General features: G+C 30.9%; 2 protein-coding genes and 1 pseudogene. 2 read left to right on the top strand and 1 reads right to left on the bottom strand.

Annotated features, from left to right (window positions below):
* Positions 1-150: pseudogene (locus ACTG3S_RS07020) on the top strand (nucleoid-associated protein); the annotation flags it as partial.
* Positions 151-214: 64 nt separating this feature from the next.
* Here the strand turns inward: ACTG3S_RS07020 and lipB are convergent.
* The gene (gene lipB, locus ACTG3S_RS07015; protein WP_439128647.1) at positions 215-916 is read right to left on the bottom strand and encodes a lipoyl(octanoyl) transferase LipB; all 702 of its coding nucleotides are present in this window, start codon (positions 914-916) and stop codon (positions 215-217) included.
* Between the two features lie 66 nt (positions 917-982).
* On the opposite strand from lipB, the gene ACTG3S_RS07010 reads away from it, so the two are divergent.
* Positions 983-2,040 (top strand): zinc-dependent metalloprotease family protein (locus ACTG3S_RS07010; protein WP_439128646.1); only part of this gene is annotated, 1,058 nt, incomplete at its 3' end.

The raw sequence follows: 2,040 nt of genomic DNA, 5'->3' as shown, positions 1-2,040 counted from the left end.
AAGTTAAAAACCGAAATTAAATTAGATACAAACATCAATATAAAATTAGATGTAGATGCACCAGAAGCAGCATCAGAATATTTAGAAAGAGGTTATGATGAAGAGAAAAAAATGAAATACTACAAAGTATATTTTAATGAAGAGAAGTAGTTGTTAGTTTTCGGTTGTTGGTTTTTGGTGGTTAGTTCGAGTTTTTTTAATATTTAACTTCAAACTAACTCAAAAATGCGTCTACTTCAAACAAATCCTTAAAATGTTTTAAAATTTTAGCTTTTACTTCTTCTAAATCTAATTTTTTACCCAATTCAGCTTCCATAGAAGCCACTGCTTTCCCTCTAATTCCACAAGGAATTATATGATCAAAATACCCTAAATTGGTATTTACATTCAATGCAAAACCATGCATGGTTACCCAACGTGAAGAGCGAATGCCCATCGCACAAATTTTACGAGCAAAAGGAGTACCAACATCTAACCAAACACCAGTTTCACCTTCACTTCTTTCGCCTTTTAAACCATATTCTGCAATAGTTAATATAATACTTTCTTCTAGTAAACGCAAGTATTTATGAATGTCTGTAAAAAAATTTTCTAAATCTAAAATGGGGTAACCAACAATTTGCCCTGGACCATGGTAGGTAATATCACCACCCCTATTTATTTTGTAAAATGTAGCCCCTTTGTCAGCCAATTGTTTTTCAGAAAGTAATAGATTACTTAAATCGCCACTTTTACCTAAGGTATATACATGCGGATGCTCCACAAATAAAAAATGATTTTCTGTAGTTTTAGTAAGGTTTTTTCTCCTATTTTCAATCTTAACATCTACAATTTCTTGCAATAATTCAGATTGATAATCCCAAGTTTCTTTATAATCTTTAACCTTAAGGTCTTTAAGTAGTATGTTTCTGTTCATAATCTCGACTACAAAGATAAATATTTCCTTATATTTGAAAGATTCATATTCATTTAATTGTTATTTATGAAAACTAAACAATTTTACTTATTAAACGTACTTGTTTTAATGCTTTTTTCAACTACAATAAATGCGCAAGATTTGTGGCAAAAAGTAGACGGAGAAAGCTATTATTCTTCTAAAAAACAAATACGTAGTTTTAAGAATTTTCCTAACAAATACCAGCTTTTTTCTTTAAACACAAAAAAGTTGCAAAACATACTATATAGTAGTTTAAAATCTGCAAACAAGCAAATTAAATTGCCCAATGATTTAGGCAATTTAGAAACTTTTACTATTACAGAATCTTCTAATTTTAGTAAAAAATTAGCGGCAAAATTCCCAAATATAAAATCTTACACAGCTGTTGGTATAGACAACCCAACATCTTACGCAAAAATTAGTATGGGTACAGATGGTTTTCATGCCATTATTTTTACAGCAGAAGCTAAAACAATTTATATAGATCCATACACTGCAAATAATAGTGACTTTATAGTTTATAAAACATCAGATTTAAACAAAGAAGACAAAGCTTTTAAGTGTGATGTAGAAGAAACTTCAAAAAAACAATTCACAAACTATTCACAAAAAAATGGTGTTAACGACGGTAATTTAAGAACCTTTCGTTTGGCGTTAGTCTGTAGTGGAGAGTATTCGCAATTTCATCTATCAAATCAAAATGTGCCTGAAACAGCTACAGAAGAGGTGAAAAAAGCAGCAGTATTATCTGCAATGAATACTTCTATGACAAGAGTAAATGGAATTTTTGAAAAGGAATTAGCTGTAAAAATGGAATTTGTAGATGATAACGATAAAATTATTTTTTTAGACGCGACCACAGATAATATTACAGATGGAGACCCAGATATAATGATTGATGAAGTACAATCTATTGCAGACACCCAAATAGGTAATGCAAACTATGATATTGGACACCTTTTTAGTGTAGGTGGAGATGGCTTAGCAGGTTTAGGAGTTGTTTGTATTTCTGGTCAAAAGGCAAGTGGTGTCACAGGTAGAGGTGCACCCATTGGAGATCCTTATGATATCGATTTTGTTGCACATGAAATTGGGCATCAGTT

Origin of the sequence: Polaribacter sp., assembly GCF_965656025.1 — a bacterium.
Classification (GTDB): domain Bacteria; phylum Bacteroidota; class Bacteroidia; order Flavobacteriales; family Flavobacteriaceae; genus Polaribacter.
The sequence above is the reverse complement of the archived record's forward strand: the minus strand, read 5'-3'. Positions and strand labels throughout refer to the sequence as shown.